Source organism: Noviherbaspirillum aerium (assembly GCF_008929045.1).
Classification (GTDB): Bacteria; Pseudomonadota; Gammaproteobacteria; order Burkholderiales; family Burkholderiaceae_D; genus Noviherbaspirillum; species Noviherbaspirillum aerium.
In genome coordinates, this window is record NZ_VFAH01000014.1 from 63,036 (window position 1) to 79,767 (window position 16,732).

The following is a 16,732-nucleotide window of genomic DNA, read 5'->3' on the forward strand; positions in this document are numbered from 1 at the left end:
TGTTAGGAATTGCCGTTGCCACAGTCGTTTCCACGCAACATGCCACAGGACTTCGGTGAATGGCGGAATCGGTCTGTGAGTGTAGCCCGGAGCGCTTTTGGCCTGCCTGTAGCGAAAAAGGCTACGACCTGGTGTATCGGATTGGCAATGGAGATCATTCCAGGGTCCGTGCCCTGCGAGACTGGCTGGCTGAAGGCATCCCTGTTTTGTGTGAAACACGATTAGCAGAGGTATGACGACGGCAGCCTTGCACAAGGCTTGCCGGCCCGATATGGCCTGCATTACATCGAAGCCATTCAGCCCTTCTTCCCTGCTGAAGCGCTTCGTCGCTTTGGCTATAATCTTCGCCTTGTCCGCCGCCGTCGCCCGATTGGATCCGCCATGTCACTCCTCGACCACCAGCTTGAATTGTTGTCTCCCGCCAAAACCGCCGAGATCGGCCGCGAAGCTATCCTGCACGGCGCCGATGCCGTCTACATCGGCGGTCCGGCGTTCGGGGCGCGCCACAATGCCAGCAATTCCCTGGAAGACATCGCCAGCCTGGTGGAATTCGCCCACCGTTACCGTGCCCGCATTTTCGTGACCATGAATACCATCATGCACGATGCGGAACTGGAGACGGCGCGCAAGCAGATATGGCAACTTTATGACGCGGGTATCGATGCGCTCATCGTGCAGGACATGGGCCTGCTTGAAATGGACTTGCCGCCCATCCAGCTGCATGCCAGCACCCAATGCGACATCCGCACCGTCGACAAGGCGCGCTTCCTCGGCGCCGCCGGCTTCTCGCAGCTGGTGCTGGCGCGAGAACTCACGCTGGAACAGATTCGCAAGATCCGCGACGCGGTCGATACGCCGCTCGAGTATTTCATCCATGGCGCGCTGTGCGTGGCCTTCTCCGGGCAATGCTATATCTCGCATGCCGACACCGGCCGCAGCGCCAACCGCGGCGACTGTTCTCAGGCCTGCCGCCTGCCCTATACGCTCACCGACGGCGAGGGCCGCGTGGTGGCCTATGAAAAGCATCTGCTGTCGATGAAGGACAATGACCAGAGCCGCAACCTGGAAGCGCTGATCGATGCCGGCATACGCTCCTTCAAGATCGAGGGCCGCTACAAGGACATGGGCTATGTGAAGAACATCACCGGCCATTACCGCCTGCTGCTCGACGACATCCTGGAACGCCGCCCGGAACTGGCGCGCGCCTCCAGCGGCCGCACCCGCCTGCTGTTCTCTCCGGACGTCGACAAGAACTTCCACCGCGGCCACACCGACTATTTCGCGCAGGGACGCCAGGCCGACATCGGCGCCTTCGATTCGCCAAAGTACGTGGGCGTGGAACTGGGCACGGTCAGCCGCATCGGCGGCGATCATTTCGATCTCGTCACGAACATGCCGCTGGCCAATGGCGACGGCCTCAATTTCATGCACAAGCGCAGCACCGTCGGTATCCTGGCCAACCGGGCGGAAAAGCTGCGCGAAGATGCGGAAGGCCAGCACTGGCGCATCTATCCAAATGAAAGCCTGTCCACCCTGACCGGCCTGAAGGTGGGCAGCGTCATTCACCGCAACCGCGACCACCAGTGGGAAGGCTCGCTGCACAAGAAATCTTCGGAACGCAAGGTGGCGCTGCGGCTGGCGCTGTCGGAACACGCCGACGGCCTGCGCCTGTCGCTGACCGACGAGGACGGCATCACCAGCATCACCGAGGCAAACATCCCGCTGCAGCCGGCGCAGCAGGTCGCGCAGGCCGAATCCGCATTGCGCACCAGTCTCGGCAAGCTCGGCAACACCATGTTCGAGGCGGAGCGGGTGGAGCTGTCGCTGTCGCAAGCCTGGTTCGTGCCGGCGGCGGCCATCAATGCGCTGCGCCGCGATGCCATCGCGGCCCACGAGGCGGCGCGCCTGGCTGCGTGGCAGCGTCCGCCGCGCAAGGCGCCCGTCGAACCGCGCCCCGCCTACCCGGAAACCCAACTTTCCTATCTGGCCAACGTCTACAACGAAAAGGCGCGCGCCTTCTATCACAAGCACGGCGTGCAGCTGATCGATGCGGCTTATGAAGCGCACGAGGAAGCCGGCGAAGTATCGCTGATGATCACCAAGCACTGCCTGCGCTTTTCCTTCAATCTCTGTCCCAAGCAGGCCAAGGGCGTGCAAGGAGTGCAGGGGCAGGTCAAGGCGGAACCGATGACGCTGGTCAGCGGCAACGAGCGCTATACGCTGCGCTTCGACTGCAAGCCCTGCGAAATGCATGTGGTCGGCGCGATGAAGCCGGGCATCCTGAATTCACCGCCGCCGTCGGCCGTGCCGTACAGCCCGCTGGTGTTCCATCGCAGGCGGCCCGCTGCCTGAGGCAGATGACCTGCAATGGCAGGCCTCATGAAAAAAGCCCCCTGCGGCAAGGCCGCAGGGGGCAAGTTAGTTCATCCGGAACTAACGAGAGACACAAGACACATTAAACCTTTGCCACGCCGGCACCCGCCAGCTTCCTGTTCTTTTCGGTCAGCGAGCGGATCAGGCCATCCAGGCCGCCCTTGCTGATTTCGGCGGTAAAGCTGCCCTTGTAGGTTTCGATGAGCCAGGCGCCGAGCAGATTGACGTCATAAACCTTCCAGCCCTCGCTCGACCGGTGCAGGCGGTAGCTGAGCTGCATCGGGTCGCCGCCGCGCGCCTGCGACACCTGGAAGCGCACTTCCGCCTCGGTGTCGTCGACATGGCTGCGCTGCGGCCGGAAATCGGGCTTCTGCGTGCCGATCTGCGCAAGCGCTCCGGCATAGGTATGCATCAGCAATGCGCGAAACTCGCTGATCAGCTGCTGCTGTTGCTGCGGCGAAGCCTCGCGCCAGTGGCGGCCGACCGCCATTGACGTGGTGCGATGGAAATCGACATGCGGCAGGATCCTGGTTTCCACCAGCTGCTGGATGCGCTTGCGGTCGCCGGCCTTGACATCCTTGTCGCTGCGGGCAATTTCCAGCACCTCCTGGGTCACGCGCTGGACCAGCGCTTCCGGGGCTTCCTGGACATCCGCCGCTCCCGCGGCGGGAATGAGCCCGGCCAGGCCGAAAGCAAAAGCCGCGACTGCCGGCAATAGGATTTTCTTGATATTTTTCACGACGACCTCTGGTGCTTTAATTTCTGTTGCTTCAATCTGGTGCCTGGCGCCAATCTCAAGCCATGCATTGCATGGAATCGGTCCGGCGCCGGCGGCGCATCGGCATGTGGCAAGGCTGTATTGTAGGCAGCAAGCGATCCGCGATAAACGGGCTCCGGACGAACTCACTGTTCCGTCAGCGTGCACAATCGGCCCTGCCGGAACGCCGGGCCAGAACCGGAACGGGGGCTGACAATCTGGAAAGCATCCGATACATACGCGTCGCCTTCAGGGCGAGGCCGCATGATATCCCCGTCCGCAACGCCGCAGCGAGCGGCCGCCGGCATCGCGGCCGCTGCAGACCCCGGCGGCGATCAGGCCGGTGACCGCGAGCATTGCCGCGGTGTGAATTGCCACTGCGACAAGCGCCGGCAGCAGGGAGTCCGAAGCCGCGACCTGCCGGGCGGCACCGTTTCCCATGCAGAGCGGGATCAGCGCCGGCAACAGCATCAGTCCGGCGCCGTGCGCGGTAGCCATCATGAAGGACGCGCCGCATGCCCTGCCGGCGCGCATGCCGCCCCGGACTCGCGGCACGCCAGGTGGATGACAGCGGCGGCGATTGCCAGCCCGCCCGCAATCCACTGCATTGCCTCGCGGTTCACCGACAGGCCGAACATCAGAACGGCGGCCACGAGCGCTACCGATGCGGCATGTCCGGCGGCAATTGGAATCAGGGCTCGCAGCGCACGCCGCCGATCATGCGAACGCCAACCCCAGGCCGCGGCGAACATCCAGCCGGTCGCCGGGTTGAGCCCGTGCAGGGCGCCGACCGAGGCAACCGCCAGCCATGGGTAAAGGCTCGTCATGACGCAGGCTCCCGCTCAGTCCATGCATTCCTCAGGCCTGCGCATGGCAGCATGAACCCGCCGCTTGCGGCCTGGCAGCCGGCACCGGTTCATAGCGGTCATGATGCCGCACCCAATCCATGGTACGAACCGGATTATGTTCATCACGGCCCTTGGGCACGAGATCGAGCAGCGCATATGTACCCATCATCACTTCCACGCCGCGCCCGTAGGTCGAGTAGGTGTGGAAGACTTCGCCGGCATCGTTCTTGTAGAAGATGCTGATGCCGGGCGCTTCCTCGCTGGGGAATGGCTGCATGGTGTAGTTGTAGCCGACCTCGCCGCGGCTGCGCTCTTCCGGCGTGAAGCTGACGCCGAAGTCATGGTTGAAGTCGCTGCCATGCGAGGATACCCACTTGAACTTCCAGCCCATGCGCTGGCGGAAACGCTCGATCTCTGCCAGCGGCGCACGGGAAACCACCAGCAGCGCAAGATCCCGCTGCGCGAGGTGCACGTTCATGCCGTCGATATGATCGGCCATGTAGGAGCAGCTCGGGCATCCCTGTTCCCAGCCGGGGCCGAACATGAAATGCTGCACGAGCAGCTGGCGCCGCCCTTCGAACAGCTCTGCGAGCGTGCGTCGTCCATCGAGCCCTTCGAAAACATAGTCCTTATCGATACGCACCCACGGCAGCGCCCGCCGCTCGCGTGCAAGCCGGTCGCGCAGTTGCGTCAGTTCCTTCTCATGCGCCAGCAGCGTCATGCGTTCTGCGATCCAGCGTTCCCTCGACACGACGCGATGGTTTGCCGTGCCGGTTTCCGTAGTTCCGATGGCCATTGTGTTCATTGTATTCATGGAGATCTCCTTGGCTCGACGAGCCGCCGTGCGTTTCCGGGTTTGCGCAATGCGCCGCCCCTGCCTTCGTAACGATGCAACGTCCGGGCACGGGGCGGTGCCGGTTGACGAGCGGGCCGGCGGCCCGCCGATGCTGCGGATCAGGCTGCGGATTTCGGTGCCGTGGGCGCCGCCGCGGGTTCCTCCTTGGGCCGGCGTACGGCACGTATCTTTCCGCTCGGGCCGCCGCCGCAGTAAAACAGGCCGCCGCCGTCGGACTCGAGTCCGCTGACGCCCGTACCCTGCGGCATCTCGAGCCGCTCCAGCACGGCGCCGCTCCCCGGATCGATGCGGCGTATGTCGCTGTCATCGCCTTCCCAGGTTCCATGCCACAGTTCGCCCTCGACCCAGGTCACGCCGGTGACGAAGCGGTTGGACTCGATGGTGCGCCGGATGGCGCCGGTCGCGGGATCGACCTGGTGGATCCTGCGGTCGCGGTATTGGCCCACCCACAGGCTGCCTTCGGCCCAGGCAAGCCCCGAGTCGGTTCCCTGGCCGGGAGCCGGAATCGATGCCACGACCTTGCCGGTGGCGGGATCGATCTTGTCGATGCGCGCTTCGGCGATCTGATAGAGGTAGGTGCCGTCGAAGGCGGTGCCGGCATCGCAGGCACAGTCGAGCGCTTGCGCGGTCGTGCCGCTGTCGGGATCGAAGGCGATCAGCCTGGCCCCGGTGGCGGCCCACACATGCTGGCCGTCATGGGTCACGCCATGTATGCGCTCGGCGCCGGCAAACGGCCCGTACTCGCGCACGATCTCGGCCGTGCGCACCTTTTCCCTTGGATTTTCCTTGTTTGTCTTGCTGGACATTGCTCCTCCTTGTTCCTTGTTGTGCGCCCGGATCAGGCGCGGCAAGGCAACTTTAACCAATTGGCAGCGAAGGGGGGAGTAACAAGATCGTCGTGAATTCCGCGAGCGGCGCCGACAGCCAGCGGCGCGCCCTTGCCTGTCCGATGGAGCGGACCCGTCCGTCAGCCTCGAGCTCCGCGAGTGCTCGCTGCACCGTGCGCTGGCTCGTTCCCAGGGCCTGCGCAAGCGCCGAGGTCGACCAGGCCGCGCCGTCGGAGAGCAGTGCGACCAGCGCTCCCGATTCACCGTCCACGGGCGGTGCAAGGACGGCGACGGCGCGGTTGTCGTGCGGCTTGAGAAGGAATCCGCGAGGAGTGGCCTCGATGCCGGCCATTGCTGCGATCAGTGCGCGCAGCCGGCCGATCTCGACCCTCAGGCGGGAGCGGTGCGTCTCGTCGGCATGTCGCGTGCGGAACGCGGAGGCGATCAAGGCTTCGCGATCGGCAGCGCCGGGCCATGCTTCGGCGAGGGTCCGCGCGAGGGTAAACAGCACCGGCCGGCGCGCCAGAGGCAGCCATGCCGCCTCGGTGCCGAGCCTGCGGCGGCAGGCGTCGATCACCAGGGTGTCCGACTTCAGGAGTGCGGAAACTTCGTCCAGGCGCAGCGACTGTCCGCCCGCAGCACCCGCCACGCCTGCTCCAGCTCCGGCAGCAAGGCGACGCGCAGCCGGGCGCTCGAGCGCGGCCCGCGCTTCCGTGACTTCAGCCAGCAGCGCCGGCACGCGCGCGCTTTCGGCGGCCTGGTGCGCGCGTGCGAGCGCTGTCCGGGCCGTGTCGATCTGCAGCGAGCGCAGCGCCAGTTCCGCCATGGTCAATTCGGCGATGGCGGCAAGCGGGAGCGGCAGCGGGCGCGCATCGAACCGCGACAGCAGGGCCCCGGCTTCGCCGAGACGGCCAAGCAGCAGGAAGCGGCGTGCCGCAACGAGACGTGCATGCAGCGCGTTGGCGTGATCGGCATGCGCGTCCAGCGTAGCCGCGGCTGCGGCCAGCGGTCGCGGCGAGCCGCCGAGGTCGCGCATGGCCAGCGCCACTTCGGCATCAGCCACGACGCAGCGGGCACGCGCCAGTTCCTCGCGCGCACCGAAGCCGCGGGCCGCGCGCTTGAGGAGTTCACGCGCGCGAGGATATTCGCCAAGCTGGGCCATGGCAATGCCCCGCAATGCCAGCGCCGGAGGATCGTCGCGCAAGGCCACGCGCTTCAGGGCGCCGAGCGCGTCGCCGGCGGCAAGCGCGCGTGCGGAGGCGGTAATCAGGGAATCCATGGCGACAGCTTAACGCAATCTCCAGCCATGCCATTGAATTGCACATCGTCGGCATGCATCAGGCCGGAGTGCGGCGGCTAACCGGTACATGCCACGATGGCTGTCATGGCGTCTGTGTATGACTGCATACGCTTGCGCCTCATCAACCCTGCATTTTGTGCGGAGCGTAAAGGTGTACGACAGCACGGCATGGCAACGACCTTCGCCCGTGAACCCTGAACCACGGTCGCGCGGCGTTGTCAGATCAGCATGATGAAGATAGGGCGTGGTCACGGGAAGGAATCGCACCACCGATCACGCCAAAAGAGCCTCCATGCACCGCACAGAAAAGACTGAAACAAGCAACGTTGGCACCAAGACCAGGAAGGATGGAGAAGGCCTGCCGGGCGGCATCGGCACCCGGGTCAGGATGCTGCAGGGAGCACGCGTGCGCCAGGCATTCATCGCCATGCGGTCGAGTTTCTGGTTTCTCCCGGCGCTCATCGTCCTGGCTTCGATGGCGCTTGCATTAGGCCTGGTGGAGCTGGATCAGCATGCCGGCAAGGCATGGATGCAATGGAACCCGCGATGGTTCGAGAATGATGCGGAGGGCGCCCGCAGTATCCTGCAGACGATTGCCGGCTCGATGGCCACCGTCGCGGGCGTGGTCTTTTCCATCACCATCGTCGCGCTGGCGCAGGCATCGACCCAGTACACCACCCGTGTCCTGCGCAATTTCATGCGCGACCGCCTCAACCAGTCGATGCTCGGCATCTTCATCGGCGTCTTTCTCTACTGCCTGCTGGTGATGCGCTTCATCAATGACAGCTTCGTTCCTTCGGTGGCGCTGCTTGCGGCCGTGGCGCTGACGATCCTGGCCAGCGCCACCTTCATCATCTTCATCCACCACATCGCCTCTTCCATCCAGGCTTCGGAACTGGCGAAATCGATCACCTTGGAAACGATGGCTGCGCTGGACACGGAATTTCCGGCGCACGGCTCGCCGAATCGCCATCCGCACGATAGCGCCGCGCCGGAAGCGACATGGCAGCCGCTGCCCGCGCGGGACGTGGGCTATATCCAGACCGTCGACGTGCAAGCGCTCATCGACTTCGCCTGCCAGTACGACACTATCGTGCGCATGGAATGCGACGTCGGCGATTTCGTGGCGCAAGGCTGGACCATGGCCTATATCGCCGGAACGCAGCCGGCCAGCGAAAAGATGATCGAGTACGTCAACCATATCTATGTGGTGGACAGCTACCGGACCATCGACCAGGACGCGGCGTTCGGATTCCGCCAGCTGGTCGACATTTCCCTCAAGGCGCTGTCGCCCGGAATCAACGATACAACCACCGCGGTAACCTGTATCGAACACCTGTCCGCGCTGCTGGCTTATTGCGCGCCGCGTCCGGTGCGCCCGCCATGGCATGTGCACGATGGAAAATTGCGGCTGATCGCGCAGCCGCGCAGTTTTGATTATCTGGTGTCGCTGGCGTTCGAACAGATCCTGGAAAATGCCAAGGGCAATACCGAAATTCTCCTGCGCCTGATGGCGGCGATCGAGAGGATAGCGGACTCGCTTTGCGACATCGAGCGATTGCAGCCGCTGCGGGAGCAGCTGGATGCAATCGCCGAAATCATCGAATCCGAAACCAAGACCGCGAACTCCCGCCGCCGGCTGCAGGAAAGGCTGTCCGCCGTACGGCAGGCACTCGAGGAAAAAAAGGGAATGTCGCCCGCTGAAGTCGCGCGCCTCAGATCGCGATGAGACGACATGCCTTGTAGCTGGCCGCGCAGGCTGCGGCGGGCCTGCAGCGCGGCCGCTCCGCAGCACGGCAGAGGACAGAGGGCAACCACAAGACATTGCATCAACCCCGCCAGCGCCTTGAAGCGGGAGCGGCATTCCCGCCCTGTCGCCTTCAACGCGCCTTGCGTTTCTTCGTGATGGTGCTCATCAGCTCGCTTATGCTGACCGGCTTGACCATATGGTCGTCGAATCCGGCTTGCGCGGTGGATGCCTTGTCGCGGTCCTGGCCCCAGCCGGTCAGTGCGACGAGCAAGGGCTGAGCCTGGGCGGCGTATTCGCGGATGCGCCGCGCCACATCGTAGCCGCTCATGTCAGGCAGGCCCAGGTCCAGCAGGATGACATCCGGCGACATGCGTTCGAACGCCTCGATTGCGGACTGGCCGGTGTGCACCGCGCTCACTTGATGGCCAAGTATCTCCAGGATCTGGGCCGTCGTGGTAGCGGCATCGACATTGTCGTCGACCAGCAGGATGCGAAGCGCCTCCTTTTGGGCATCTTCCGTCGGCGAGGAAGAAACCGGTCCGGGCGATGCGGGGTCACTGCCCGAGGCATGCGGCAGATGAACGGCGAATTCGCTACCCTTGCCTTCCCCGTCGCTGCGCGCAAGCACAGTCCCGCCATGCAGGCTGACCAGTCCCTGCACCAGAGACAAGCCGATGCCGAGGCCGCCGTGGCGGCGGTCGATCGGATGCTCTACCTGCGTGAACATGTCGAAGACCTTGGTCAGCATGCCGGCGGGAATGCCGATGCCGTTGTCACGCACGCGAACGATATATTCCTCCGGCGCCGCTTCCACTTCCACATGGAGCTGCCCCCCGGGCAGGGTATATCGCGCCGCATTGTTGATCAGGTTGGAAAACACTTGCGCCAGGCGCACCGGATCACAGACGATGTCCGTCGGCACGCCGGGAAGCGAAATCGACAGATTGTGGCGCGCCGCCTGAACATGCGGCTGGCTGGTTTCGACAGCCGCATTGATCACGTTGGCCAGCGTGGTCCTTTCCTTCTGCAGCACGATCTTTCCGGCGGTGATGCGCGAGATGTCGAGCAGATCGTCAACCAGCCTTGCCAGCTGCTGCGCCTGCCTTTCCATGAGCCGGGCCGATGACATGATGCGGCGCGTGTCTTCCGGCGCCAGCTTGATGATTTCCAGTCCGTTGATGATGGGCGCCAGCGGATTGCGCAATTCATGCGCCAGGGTCGCCAGGAACACGTCTTTTCGCCGATCCGATTCCTTGAGCGTGCTGTAGAGCTCCGCGTTTTCAATGGCGATCGCCGCCCGCCGGGCGAGGTCCTCGGCCATGGCAAGGTCTTCGAGCGTGTAGCTTCGCATCGATTCGGCGGCGACGAAGGTCAGTACCCCGAGGCACCTTCCGTGTGCCATGAGGGGCGCGCAGATGTAGGACGTCAGGCCAAGCGAGCGCAGGATGCGCTTGTATTCGGGATCGATGTCCGCCACCTCGAACATCTCTTCGGTAATGAGGGGAACAAAGATCGACTTGCCCGTGCGGACCGCTTCCCAGGCACCGTTCGGGCTTTTTTTATCCGGTGGAAAGCGCTTCTGAAGCTCATGGGCCAGCGCCACCTTTTCGGGATCGATGTGCGCTACCGCCACGCGGGAAAGAATATCCGGAGCGGCCAGCAGATCGACCGCGCACCAGTCTGCAAATCCCGGCACGGCGAGTTGCGCAACCTTGTCCAGCGTGCCCTGGCGGTCCACGAACTCGGCCAGTTCCGCACTGGCCTGCGCCAGAAAGGCGAGGTCCCTCTCCTTCCGCAGGCGTTCCGTGACGTCGATGCAGACACCCGCTATCTTTTCCACCTCGCCGCCTTCGCCAATAAAGAGCACCGCCTGGCTTTCAAGCCAGTGGATGCTCTTGTCCGGCCAGACGATGCGGTATGCGCAGCGATAATCTTCGTTTCGGGCCAGCGCCGATTCCACCACCTTTGCCAGCGATTCCCGATCCTCCGGATGGACATGCTCCAGATACTCAGCCATTGGAAGGCTGCGCACGCTCTCCGGCAATCCATGCAATTCGGCCATGCCATGCAGCCAGTGCCCCTGGCCGGTCCGCAAGTCCCAATGCCAGCCGCCCATGCGTCCGGCCTTGAGCGCGAGCGACATCCGCGCCTCGGTTTCGGCGGCCTTGGTTTCCAGCTGCTTCTTTTCCGTGATGTTGGTGGCAAGGACCGTCACTCCAGCCTGCGACGGAAAGAGATGGTTCTCGAACCATTGCCGGGTCTTTTCATAAAAACTCAGCACGGTGGCCTTTTGCTGTGTCTGGAATGTCCATTCCAGGGCCTTGGAATAAGCGCTGCCGGCGTATTCGGGAAACAGCTCCTGATGGGTCTTCCCCATGATGGCTTCCGCCGTCAGGCCCACGAATTCCGCTGCCCGGGCGCTGACGAAGGTGACGCGCCCCTGGCTGTCGTAACTGATCACATACTCCGCCACGCTTGCCAGGATCAGCGACAGGTATTGCCGGGCCGCCGCGAGCTCTTCCCGTTCCCGCTTCTGCACGGTGATGTCGCGCTGTACGCACACCCAGAAAAGCTGGCCGTTATGCCGCAATGCGGTGATGCGCGAGTGCGTAAAGAAGGTCGCGCCTTCCCTGTTCCGGTTATGCCACTCTCCCTCCCACACGCCATGCTGGCGCAGAGTATCCATCACCCCGCTGACGATACGGTCGTTTTCGCCAGCCTGGTAGGCGTTGAGTGCGGTGACGTGCATCCCGATGAGGGCGCCCCGCGCATAACCGAACATCGCGTCCTCGGCGGGGTTCGTATAAATGATGATCCCGTCTTCGGTCGAAACGCTGACGCCTTCCGACATGCTGTCCAGTACCATTTCATGAAAGGCGCCGAGCACCGATGACGGATCGGGCATGGAAGGCAAGGCATGTGTGTCGATGACATCGGGGATGGGCGGGATATCAAGTGACATGGATTTCTCTTTTGGACAGGACGACTGTTGCGGTCGGAATGCATTGCTTGACAAGGCGTCCGCGCGGATTCCGCATTCAGCGACCCATTCTAAGCCAGGCATGGTGCCGAAACAAATAATCCCGGCCGTGCTGCTTTGAAGCTCCTCCCGCAACCTCTTCCGGGACGGTTATTTTCAGGGCCGGCTGGCGCAGCATTTGCAAGTCCATCGGCCCGGCCGGCCCTGCGGATAGTGGATAGTGAGGCGTACGAAAGCTTCCCTTCGCTGACTCCGGTTGCTGCCGCAGGATGCAGGACAGGTTGGCAAAACCGCCAGACCAGCGGCGAGAAGCTGGAGCGGATTGCAGGTGGGTGGCTGGAAGAATCGGTTTGCCTCGGGAGGCGGGGCAAGGCGGGAGAATCGGCCCTAGGCTGTGTTTGATAAGCCGCTGCGCGATCCGGATTGGCGCCTGCGGTGCTCGGCGTACCCTGCGTACGCGTGCGCTCACCGGCGCCAATCCGGACCGCTCGCAACCCTATCAAACACAGCCTAGTGGTATGAGTTGGAAATTTGTTGAAAGCCAATGTGGCGAAATCATGTCGAGGCAAGGAAAAAAGCACAGCAAGGCCGCGCCTTGTCATTCGTTGCGCGTATTGTTGACGCAGTATCGGCATGCTTCCCGTCCACCATTTGATCAACAAATGTTTAACTCGCACCACTAGGGCCTGGGAATCTCGATGCGCTTGGGAAGGCCGAGCACATTCGGCAGGATCTTCTCCCGGTACACCTGGAACAGGCGTTGCAGTTCTTCCATCGGTGCGTCATGATCATCGACACGGATATCGCACAGCGCATATTCCTCGGCCGAAAATACGAGTATGTTCACCGAACGCTCGCCCTTGAGGTCTCCACCGGCCTCGTCTCCCGCCAGCAAGGCCAGCATGAGCCGTTCCGCCAGGTCGAGATGCTCGGTGCCGTGCATTGTCTCCAGCGCTCTTTCCAGCACCTGCGGCCCGGGCAAGCGGTTTCCCTGGACGCTGCAATGGCGTCCTTCAAGATGCCCCGACCACTTGACGGTTCCGGTGCCGGTCCACGCCGCCGTTCGTCCCTGGTTGTCGACGACGCCTACCTGTCGCCTGTGTGCATTCGCGTCCGTGGCCATAACGCGCCTTAGCGCTTCGTCGGCAGAGGCGCCCTGCTCGAGAAGCCGCAGCCCATCATAGGCGAGATACGGGTTGGTCAGCGCTTGCGAGGCGATGGCGCCGACATTGGCAACCGCATGGCATGCAAGCTTGCCTACGGCCTGCACCGCGGTTGCGGCAGCCACGCCGATCTGTCCGGTGCGGCTGCAACGCGCGACGATGGAAAACGTCATGACATGTCTCCAAGGCAAATCAGCTGCGATCCGTGCATTGAATCACGGTACTTCCACTAGAGAAGAGTAAAGAAAAGAGAAGTCGTTCCCGAACAGAACGCCGCCGCAATGGCTTTCCGGCATCGCCCCGCTGCACTCGCACTTGCCTTTGCACTTGCACCGGCATGCGCCATCGGGTCAAGGTGCGGATTTCACATCAACGGCCGACGCCCTGCTTCTGTCCACGCCGGCGGGACGCCCTGCCCCTTCGAACACGTCCCCGCCCCGCCCGGCAATAGAGCGGATGCGGCAATGCTTCCGATAAGCACAAGCGCATTTCCCCGATTATGCCGATTTCATGAACAGTGAATCCAGAGAAAGGCGGTTTATCTATTCCGGCTGGCTGGCTATAGTTCAGTCACTGCGTCACTTGCAAAACGAAAGTAACAAGCCGGTTCGCCGGCGGGCGTGCAAGTCTCGCTGCAATCAAGTTATCAACTTAACGTCTCAGGAGAATGAACATGAAAGCCAAATCGCTGATTACCGCCCTGCTGCTTACCGTCACCGCCGGCGCTTACGCGCAGGAATTCGTGCAGCCGGATGCCGGTTTTGTTTCGACAAAGACCCGCGCCGAAGTCGTGCAGGAACTGGCCGAAGCCAATGCCGCCGGCACCTCTTCGGTTGCCATGAAAGACAGCGACTATCCGGTCGCCGCCGCGCAAGCTGCTTCTGTCGTCCAAGCCAGGACGCGCGCGGAGGTGGTCGCCGAACTGAAAGAGTACAAGCGCGAAAATCCGCGCGGCTATCTCTACAGCTACTACTTTGGCCACTAAAGCGGTTTCACCCTGCACTGCCTGCCGACCCCGGACAGGTTGCCGCCCTCGAAAGCGCCGCGGGAACATGGCGCTTTCGAGGGCGGCGGGCGGCGGGGTTCCCCTTATCCCTCGTGCCGGAAATTGGCAGACGCCCCTCTCGCGGCGGCGTCTTTCGTGTTGAGCGCGGCCCGGATCCGGTCCGCCAGCTCGGTGCGCCGGTACGGCTTTACCAGCATGGAGTAAGTTGCCGTATTGATGCCCTGGCTGGACAGTTCATCCATGTAGCCGGTCGCAAACAGCACGGGCAATTCCGGAATCCGCTGCCGTGCGCGCTCGGCCAGTACCAGGCCGTTTATCCCGCCCGGCATCATGATGTCCGTAAACAGCAGGTCGATTTTTCCGGTGCGGTCGAGAAGCTTCAGCGCTTCTTCACCGCTGTGCGCGGCGAGCACGCGATAGCCGATGGAACGCAGATACGCATCCGTCACCTGCAGCACATCGTCGCTGTCCTCGACGAGCAGGATGGTCTGCGGCTCGGTTTGCAGGTCCGGCATCAGGTCGGGAATGTCTTCGGGCTCCGGCGGCACGGTGCGCTCCGTCGCCACGGGGAAGATCATGTGAACCGTCGTACCCTTGCCGGGCGTGCTTTCGATCTCCATGCGTCCCTGCGACTGCTGGACGAAGCCGTGCACCATCGCCAGGCCGAGCCCGGTTCCCGTTTCCTTGGTGGTGAAGAAAGGCTCGGTCGCACGGTGCGCGACTTCGGGTGCCATGCCCTCGCCCTCGTCGATCACGCAAATCACGACATAGGTCCCGCTCGGCAGATGATGCATGTCGGTGCGGTCCTTGTCATGGATGGTGGCCGTCGCAATGGTGATCTTGCCGCCCCTGGGCATGGCATCGCGGGCATTGATCAGCACGTTGAGCAGTGCCATCTCCATGTGCGTCGGATCGATCGTGCACGACGGAAGCCCCGGCTTCAGATCCAGCCGCAGGTCGACCTTGTCGCCCAGCGTGCGCACCAGCATTTCGCTGAACTCGACCACGAGCGCGTTGAGACTGACGCGCCTGGGTTCGAGGCGCTGCTTGCGCGCGAAAGTCAGCAGTTGCTGCGTGAGCCTTCCGCCTTTTTCCGCGGCGCGCTGGGCATGGTCCAGCGCCTGCAGGACCGTGGCGTCGTTGCGCATCCGCTGTTCGATGACTTCGAGATTGCCGGTGATGACTTGCAGGAGATTGTTGAAGTCGTGCGCGAGGCCGGCGGTGAGCTGGCCAATCGCCTCCATCTTCTGCGCATGCCGGAACGATTGTTCGGAAACCCGCCGTCTCGTGATGTCGATCTGCGAGGCGAACCAGTACAGCAGCTTGCCATTCTGGTCGAAGATCGGGCCGATGAATAATGCGTTCCAGAATGAAGTGCTGTCGGCCTTGTAGTTCAGGATATCCACGGCGACCGCGCGCTGTTCCTTCAGTGCTGCGCGTACCTCGGCCACCGTATCGGGGTCGGTGAGTTCGCCCTGCAGGAAACGGCAATTTCTTCCGAGCACATCCTCTTCGCGATAATTGGTCAGATCCAGGAAGGCGCGGTTCACGAACACGATCGGGTTGTCCGGCTGGTTGGGATCGGTGACAACCATTGGCATGCGTGTCATCTCGACCGCGGCAAAGAATACGCTGCTGCGATCGTCGAGACCGGGACGCGTGATGTAGCTGGCCTGCCAGTGCCGGACTCCAGGACCTCCAAGCGGGTGGTAGGCATTGCCTTCCAGTTCCCCGTCGGCCTGCACGCCGACGCTGGCGCCATCGCCCTGCACATTGAGAGTTTTCTTGTCGTCGTCGTCGCGCTTGCCGCCAGTTGCCATATTCGCTCCGGTATACCCAGCCGTTCTACTGCATCATGACCTTTTAAAAGACTGACCCGGCGCAGGACGTATCGTCGGGAATGTTCGATTGACGATTATGCAAGCGCCATACCACATACGGACTTCCCGCCCGCAAGGCAGTTCCGTCACGGCGCCGAACTCATCGGAGCCGGAACAACGGACACATCCGGGATGTCTGCATAATGCCTGTCCAATCCTGCAAGACGTTTCAGTGCCGCTGATCGAGCCGTGAAGAACGGCGTTTCGAGGTACGACTTCCTAGTTCTGCCAACTGTGAACCGCCGCGTCGTTTGGTGGAGCAGCGGCAAGACCAGTAAAATGCCGGGCGGCAGCTCTTGCTTGACCGATGACAATCGCCGCAACGAACAGTGCAGTGAGTTCCTAGCGGTGCGAGTTAAACATTTGTTGATCAAATGGTGGACGGGAAGCATGCCGATACTGCGTCAACAATACGCGCAACGAATGACAAGGCGCGGCCTTGCTGTGCTTTTTTCCTTGCCTCGACATGATTTCGCCACATTTGCTTTCAACAAATTTCCAACTCACACCACTAGTGATCTTTGCAAAGAACACCCGTTTTTATGAAACATATTCTTGTTGTCGATGATGCCGAGGCAATTGCATATCTTTTTTCCAAGTATTTCCAGCGGCATAGATTCCGGGTCAGCATTGCCGCAGATGGGCAAGCCGCGCTCCGGATCAGCGAAACCGATCCGATCGACGGCGTTGTCACGGACTTTCGCATGGCAGGCATGGATGGACGCGAACTGGTCCAACGCTTGCGGTCCAGACAGCCGGACCTGCCGGCGATCATCGTGTCGGCCTTTGCAAGCGATGCGCCGGATGAGGACCACCGCACGAAAATCTTCAGCAAGCCAGTCGATCCGATGATCCTGGTGCACCGGATGAGCGACATGCTTGTCGATGTCGAGACCGTGAGAAGCATGAGACCGGACGCGCTGCCGTAGGGCAGATCGCAAGTCAGCGAAGGTCAGCGAAGGGCCGCGCATGCGGCAAAACCTCAATCCACC

13 protein-coding genes are annotated in these 16,732 nt (G+C 62.6%); 4 read left to right on the forward strand and 9 right to left on the reverse strand.

Going from position 1 to position 16,732, the window contains the following annotated elements:
• The first annotated feature begins 381 nt into the window (after window positions 1-381).
• Complete coding sequence (locus FH061_RS19060) at window positions 382-2,352, forward strand: peptidase U32 family protein (protein ID WP_151637418.1); 1,971 nt, start codon at window positions 382-384, stop codon at window positions 2,350-2,352.
• A gap of 103 nt (window positions 2,353-2,455) precedes the next feature.
• On the opposite strand, the gene FH061_RS19065 is transcribed toward FH061_RS19060, so the two are convergent.
• From FH061_RS19065 to FH061_RS19085, 6 genes are all read right to left on the reverse strand, one after another.
• Window positions 2,456-3,112, reverse strand: coding sequence for an MlaC/ttg2D family ABC transporter substrate-binding protein (locus tag FH061_RS19065; protein ID WP_151637419.1), 657 nt, complete (start codon window positions 3,110-3,112; stop codon window positions 2,456-2,458).
• 267 nt (window positions 3,113-3,379) lie between these two features.
• The gene (locus FH061_RS31645; protein ID WP_318841030.1) at window positions 3,380-3,631 is read right to left on the reverse strand and encodes a hypothetical protein; all 252 of its coding nucleotides are present in this window, start codon (window positions 3,629-3,631) and stop codon (window positions 3,380-3,382) included.
• Window positions 3,628-3,957, reverse strand: coding sequence for a hypothetical protein (locus FH061_RS31650; protein ID WP_318841031.1), 330 nt, complete (start codon window positions 3,955-3,957; stop codon window positions 3,628-3,630). The genes FH061_RS31645 and FH061_RS31650 overlap by 4 nt, the downstream gene beginning before the upstream one ends.
• A gap of 31 nt (window positions 3,958-3,988) precedes the next feature.
• Window positions 3,989-4,783: a DUF899 domain-containing protein gene (locus FH061_RS19075; RefSeq protein WP_151637509.1), complete on the reverse strand. Its 795-nt coding sequence runs from the start codon at window positions 4,781-4,783 to the stop codon at window positions 3,989-3,991.
• Window positions 4,784-4,932: 149 nt separating this feature from the next.
• On the reverse strand, window positions 4,933-5,640 hold the full coding sequence (locus FH061_RS19080; protein WP_151637420.1) for an NHL repeat-containing protein: 708 nt from the start codon (window positions 5,638-5,640) through the stop codon (window positions 4,933-4,935).
• 52 nt (window positions 5,641-5,692) lie between these two features.
• Window positions 5,693-6,940 (reverse strand): HTH domain-containing protein, encoded by a 1,248-nt coding sequence (locus FH061_RS19085; RefSeq protein ID WP_151637421.1) that lies wholly within the window; start codon window positions 6,938-6,940, stop codon window positions 5,693-5,695.
• A gap of 313 nt (window positions 6,941-7,253) precedes the next feature.
• Between FH061_RS19085 and FH061_RS19090 the strand changes: the two genes are divergently transcribed.
• Window positions 7,254-8,690, forward strand: coding sequence for a DUF2254 domain-containing protein (locus FH061_RS19090; RefSeq protein WP_151637422.1), 1,437 nt, complete (start codon window positions 7,254-7,256; stop codon window positions 8,688-8,690).
• 151 nt (window positions 8,691-8,841) lie between these two features.
• Here FH061_RS19090 and FH061_RS19095 read toward each other — a convergent pair whose 3' ends face one another.
• Together FH061_RS19095 and FH061_RS19100 are read right to left on the reverse strand one after the other, a co-directional pair.
• Window positions 8,842-11,673 (reverse strand): hybrid sensor histidine kinase/response regulator, encoded by a 2,832-nt coding sequence (locus tag FH061_RS19095; RefSeq protein WP_192805137.1) that lies wholly within the window; start codon window positions 11,671-11,673, stop codon window positions 8,842-8,844.
• A gap of 697 nt (window positions 11,674-12,370) precedes the next feature.
• Window positions 12,371-13,027, reverse strand: a complete 657-nt coding sequence (locus FH061_RS19100; protein ID WP_151637424.1) for a DUF1028 domain-containing protein — start codon at window positions 13,025-13,027, stop codon at window positions 12,371-12,373.
• A 500-nt stretch (window positions 13,028-13,527) separates the two neighbouring features.
• Here FH061_RS19100 and FH061_RS19105 point away from each other — a divergent pair, with 500 nt between their 5' ends.
• Complete coding sequence (locus tag FH061_RS19105) at window positions 13,528-13,839, forward strand: DUF4148 domain-containing protein (RefSeq protein WP_192805138.1); 312 nt, start codon at window positions 13,528-13,530, stop codon at window positions 13,837-13,839.
• A 104-nt stretch (window positions 13,840-13,943) separates the two neighbouring features.
• Here FH061_RS19105 and FH061_RS19110 read toward each other — a convergent pair whose 3' ends face one another.
• Window positions 13,944-15,680 (reverse strand): histidine kinase famiy protein, encoded by a 1,737-nt coding sequence (locus FH061_RS19110; protein WP_151637426.1) that lies wholly within the window; start codon window positions 15,678-15,680, stop codon window positions 13,944-13,946.
• A gap of 602 nt (window positions 15,681-16,282) precedes the next feature.
• Between FH061_RS19110 and FH061_RS19115 the strand changes: the two genes are divergently transcribed.
• Window positions 16,283-16,669: a response regulator gene (locus tag FH061_RS19115; protein ID WP_151637427.1), complete on the forward strand. Its 387-nt coding sequence runs from the start codon at window positions 16,283-16,285 to the stop codon at window positions 16,667-16,669.
• The last annotated feature ends 63 nt before the right edge of the window (window positions 16,670-16,732 follow it).